The sequence below is a fragment of the Xanthomonas cannabis pv. cannabis genome (assembly GCF_000802365.1).
GTDB classification, from domain to species: Bacteria; Pseudomonadota; Gammaproteobacteria; order Xanthomonadales; family Xanthomonadaceae; genus Xanthomonas; species Xanthomonas cannabis.
In genome coordinates, this window is the sequence record NZ_JSZE01000177.1 from 1 (window position 1) to 5,062 (window position 5,062).

Below are 5,062 nucleotides of genomic sequence, written 5' to 3' on the forward strand. Positions count from 1 at the left end.
GCCGCGCCCAGGCCGGTCACCGGCGTGCCACTGGTCAGCGTGTTGCCGCTGCCGCCACCGCCGCCCCCGTTGCTGCCGCTGATCGCGGCCGTGACCGCGGCATCGGCGTTGACGATGCCGGCGCCGCAGCCACCGGAGCAGGCGCCCGGCAACGCCCGCGCCGTATTCTTCAGCAAGGTTTCCACGGCGGCAGGCGTCAGCGGCGACGGCGCCGCCGATTGCACCAGCGCCACCACGCCGGCCACATGCGGCGACGCCATCGAGGTGCCGTTGTAGGACGCGTAGCTGGCGCTGCCCGGGGTGGTAGCGCCGCTATTGAGCGTGGACAGGATGGCCGAACCCGGCGCTGACACGTCGATGCCGGTACCGAAGTTGGAATAGCTGGCCTTGGCGCCGGCCGAAGTGGTGGCCGCTACCGCGATCACGTTGGCGCAGTTTGCCGGCAGCGAACCGGACACGTTGGATGCATCGTTGCCCGCAGCCACCACCACGGTGGTGCCACGGGACACCGCACTATTGATGGCGTTCTGCATGGTGGTCGAACAGGCGCCGCCACCGCCGAGCGACATGTTGATGACCTCGGCCGCGTTCGCCGACGACAGCGTCGGCACTCCCGAAACGGTGCCGCCCGAAGCCCAGATGATGGCATCGGAGATATCCGACAGCGAACCGCCGCACTTGCCCAGCACGCGCACCGGGATCACCTCGGCGCCATAGGCAGTACCGGCCACGCCGGTGGCGTTGTTGGTCACCGCGGCAACCGTGCCGGCGACGTGGGTCCCGTGCCAGCTGGAGGTTGCCGCCGGAATGCCCGTGCCGCACTCGTTGGCGGCGTACCAATCGCCCTCGTCGGCAGGATTGCTGTCGCGCCCGTTGCCGTCACGCGCGGTTGCCGCGTCGCTGATGAAATCGTAGCCCGACAGGACGTTGGCGTTGAGGTCGGGGTGGCTGACGATGCCGGTGTCGATGACCGCCACGCGCACGCCGGCGCCGGTGGACTTGTCCCACGCTGCGCGGATATTGAGGCCGGCATTGGTCGTGCCGAAGGCCCACTGCTCGGACAACCGGGTGTCGTTCGGGGTCAGCGTGGCGTGCAGGATCTGATCCACTTCCACGCTCTGCACGTTCGGGTCGGCGGCCAGCTGGCGCATCAGCGTCTCGGCTTCGGCACGGTCCAGCGCGCGGTCGGCCTGGATCAGCTCCGGCCCCACTGCCAGGCGGCGCACCGAATCGAGGCCCAGCGCCCTGCCCGCCTTGGCCGGTACCGCACGGGCGGCGGCGCGCAGGGAACTGGTCAACACGCTTGGACTGGCCAGGGCAGTGCTGCCGTCCTTGTAGGTGACGATGAATTTCTGGTGGGTCTGGGCGGTGGCAAGGCCATCCAGGTAGACCTCGCCGGCGAACGCAGGCGTTGCCAGCAACAGGGAGGTCAGCGCGGTTGCGCGCATGACGATGAGTGCGCGAGGACGCTTGCGAGAGGACGCGTTCGACATTGAATTCCCTTCCAAATCAAAGAGAACCGCCTGAGCGGTGTTATCCGGCGCCGCCTTCCATCGGTCAGCACCGAGCCCCCGGAACGATCCCCTGTTATCGATCCGTTCAGCGAACCTACCCCAGCGCAACCAAACTGGGCAATACAGGATCGACACTTTTGAAACTTAAATATCCGTTTTGTGACAACGATCAGCTCTGTTCAGTCCGCTTCGCACAGTTTTTTGACCGGTCACGGCGCATTTGCTGCAGAGCAGGCCAAAAAAAGGCCCCCGTGCTGACACACGGGGGCCTTTTTTTGACGCGGTATGGCGTCTTATGACAAACGCACCAGCCAACCGTGACGATCCGGCACGCGGCCGTATTGGATGTCGGTCAACTCCTGGCGCAGCGACATGGTGACCTCGCCCGCCGGTGCGGACAGATCGCCCACCGCAAACCCGTCACCCTTGAGCTCGCCGATCGGAGTCACCACCGCCGCGGTGCCGCAAGCGAACACCTCGGTAATCTCGCCGGAGGCCACGCCCTGCTTCCACTCGTCGATGGCCACCTTGCGCTCGATCACCTGCATGCCGCGGTCTCGGGCCAGTTGCAGGATGCTGTCACGGGTGATGCCTTCCAGGATGCTGCCGGACAATTCCGGCGTCACCAGGCTGCCGTCCTTGTAGACCAGGAACACGTTCATGCCGCCCAGCTCTTCGATGTACTTGCCTTCCACCGGGTCCAGGAACAGCACCTGCGAGCAGCCCTGCGCGTAGGCTTTCTGCTGCGGCAGCAGCGAGGCGGCGTAGTTGCCGCCGCACTTGGCCGCGCCGGTGCCGCCCTTGGCCGCACGCGCGTAGTCGGTGGACAACCAGATCGACACCGGCGCCACGCCCTTGGCGAAGTACGGGCCGGCCGGGCTGGCGATCACGTAGTACGAGGCCTTGTGCGCCGCACGCACGCCCAAAAACGCCTCATCGGCGATCATGAAGGGACGGAAGTACAGGCTGGTTTCCGGTGCCGAGGGCACCCAGCCGGCGTCCACCGCCACCAACTGGCGCAGCGATTCGACGAACAGGTCCACCGGCAATTCCGGCAGTGCCAGACGGCGCGCAGAGCGCTGCAGCCGCTCGCCGTTGGCCTGCGGGCGGAAGGTCCAGATCGAGCCGTCCGCATGCCGGTAGGCCTTGATGCCTTCGAAGATCTCCTGGCCGTAATGCAGCACCGACGCTGCCGGATCCAGCTGCAGCGGGCCGTACGCGCGCACCTGCGCGTCATGCCAGCCCTGCTCGTTGTTCCAGGAAATGGCGACCATGTGGTCGGTGAAATGCAGCCCGAAACCGGGCGCGGCCAGGATCACGGACAGTTCGTCGGCGCTGCGCGGCGACGGAGAACGGGTGGAAGCGAAGGACACGGACACCGGGAGATTCCTGTATGGCGGGCGAAAGGACGCGGCGCCACATCGTGGACATGGCGCGTGACGATCAGAGCATGCCGGTCTCGAGACGGGCCGCTTCGGACATCATATGCCGGCCCCACGGCGGGTCGAACACCAGCTCGACATCAGCTTCGGCAATGGTCGGGATCATTTCGACCTTGCTGCGCACGTCGTCGACCAGGATCTCGCCCATGCCGCAACCGGGTGCGGTGAGCGTCATCTTGACGTCCACCCGCCGCTGATCGTCTTCTTCACGGTGGCTGACCACGGCCTCGTAGACCAGCCCCAGATCGACGATGTTGAACGGAATTTCCGGGTCGAAGCAGGTGCGCAGCTGCTGCCACACCAGGGCCTCGACCTCTTCGTCGCTGGCGTTGTCGGGCAGTTCCAGCCCGGGCGGGGCCTCCTTGCCGATCGCATCGCCATCCTTGCCGGCAATGCGGAACAGATTGCCCTCGACAAAGACGGTGTAGCTGCCACCCAAGGCCTGGGTGATATAGCCGTAACTGCCTGCGGGCAGGGTCACCGAATCGCCCTGCGGCACCATGACGGCATCGCAATCGCGTTCGAACTGGACGGGTTCGCTGCTACGGGAATACATGGGCTGGATATGGGGCCGCGCCGGACGCGCGCAAGTCGGCCATTCTAGCCGACCGCGACGGCATCGCCGCCGCACGCAGCGCCCGTCAGCGACGACGCTGCATTCCATCCGCCGCACCGTGGTGGTGTGGTGCATCGCAAAGGCCGGCCCGCGTTCTATCATGTGCGCACTGTCAGGAGCTCCAATGCCGCCCACCACCGCGTCCGCCAGAACCGCCCACTGGCTCTGGCCCCCGCTCCTGCTGCTGGGATGCGTCACCGCCCTCATCGCCTGGCTCCTCATCGCACTCGCGCTCGGCAACCAGGCCGGCTGGATGGCGGTGGTGGCAGCGCTGGAGATCGCCTGGATGCTGCGCCTTGGCACCTTGCACGCCGGCCGGTTGCGCATCGGCGTCGCCGTCGTCACGACGGCACTGATCATCGTCGGCGCCAACTGGGGGATCGCCTCGGCCCAACTGGGCGGACCGCTCGGCCTGGACCCATGGACCTCAGCACAGAAGATGGGCACCGGCCTGGCCTGGACCCTGCTGCAGCTGGCCAACAACGGCTTCGACCTGCTGTGCTACGCCGCCGCGCTGTTGGTGGCCTGGTGGGCAGCGCGCTGAATCGGGCGCGTTTGGCGTAGGGATGGTTGGTACGCAGGGTTTTTCAACAATGCCCACGATCAACGCCCTGGCGCGTTGTCCTGGCTCTTCAATAAAACCACCAGCAAACTTTCTGTTGCGGTGTCCTCACCGCGCACTCGACATTGCAGGCGTTCGACCTGATTGCTCATGACGGACAGATCAGGCGCAGAGCGGATGGTCTGCGCCTTTGCTGCAGGGCCCTTGCCCGCCCACCATCGCGGGACACGCTGCAAGTACGTCCGTGTAGCTCCGTGGCGGCATCCATGCCGCCAAGGGTCCCGCGACGGTGGGCGGGCAAGGACCAGTCGAGATGGTCGGTCCGCATGGATATCAACAGCGACTAGCAAGCTGCCGACACAGTCTCTTTAGGTCTTAAAAACCAGCCAACTCTCTGGCGCGGTGTCCTCGCCGATTGCGTGACCGTGTGGCGGCATGGATGCCGCCACCGAGCCCCATGGACGGGTTGAAGGCGTGTCCCGCGAGCGGTGAGGGCGCCGCGCCCTCGACGTCTTCGCGTCTTTTGCAGGGCCCTTGCCCGCTCACCATCGCAGGACACGCTGCAAGTACGTCCGTGTAAGCTCTGGCGCGGCATCCATGCCGCTCAAGGTCCCGCGACGGTGACCGGGCAAGGACCAGTCAAGATGGTCGGTGTGCAAGTGAGAGCAATGCTTGAAGCGCGTTGCTAATCAGGTAATTCGATTGCTTTCCTCGTTGTCCTACGCCAGCGTCGTAGCAGCACGCCCACGCGGCATGTGGTGTGGCCGCTTTCGGTTAGCTGCCGGCCAACTGTCTGGCGCGGTGACCTTACCGATTGCGCGGCATGGATGCCGCCAACGAGCCCCTATGGACGGGTTGACGGCGTGTCCCGCAAGCGGTGAGGGCACCGCGCCCTCGACGGTGGTCGGTGCGTCAGGCTTTCCAAAAG

The 5,062-nt window shown here is 66.0% G+C and carries 4 protein-coding genes; 1 reads left to right on the top strand and 3 read right to left on the bottom strand.

Translation table 11 applies throughout. The features are described from left to right. The 3 genes from OZ10_RS19515 to sufT form a co-directional block, all read right to left on the bottom strand. Positions 1–1,493 (bottom strand): S8 family peptidase (locus tag OZ10_RS19515; protein ID WP_039566699.1); only part of this gene is annotated, 1,493 nt, incomplete at its 3' end. A 314-nt stretch (positions 1,494–1,807) separates the two neighbouring features. Then, a complete protein-coding gene (locus OZ10_RS19520) occupies positions 1,808–2,893 on the bottom strand; it encodes a branched-chain amino acid aminotransferase (protein WP_039410064.1) in 1,086 nt (361 codons plus the stop codon). A 64-nt stretch (positions 2,894–2,957) separates the two neighbouring features. Continuing rightward, on the bottom strand, positions 2,958–3,512 hold the full coding sequence (gene sufT / locus OZ10_RS19525; protein WP_029219190.1) for a putative Fe-S cluster assembly protein SufT: 555 nt from the start codon (positions 3,510–3,512) through the stop codon (positions 2,958–2,960). A gap of 184 nt (positions 3,513–3,696) precedes the next feature. Between sufT and OZ10_RS19530 the strand changes: the two genes are divergently transcribed. Then, positions 3,697–4,116: a hypothetical protein gene (locus OZ10_RS19530; protein ID WP_039410062.1), complete on the top strand. Its 420-nt coding sequence runs from the start codon at positions 3,697–3,699 to the stop codon at positions 4,114–4,116. Positions 4,117–5,062: the final 946 nt, after the last annotated feature.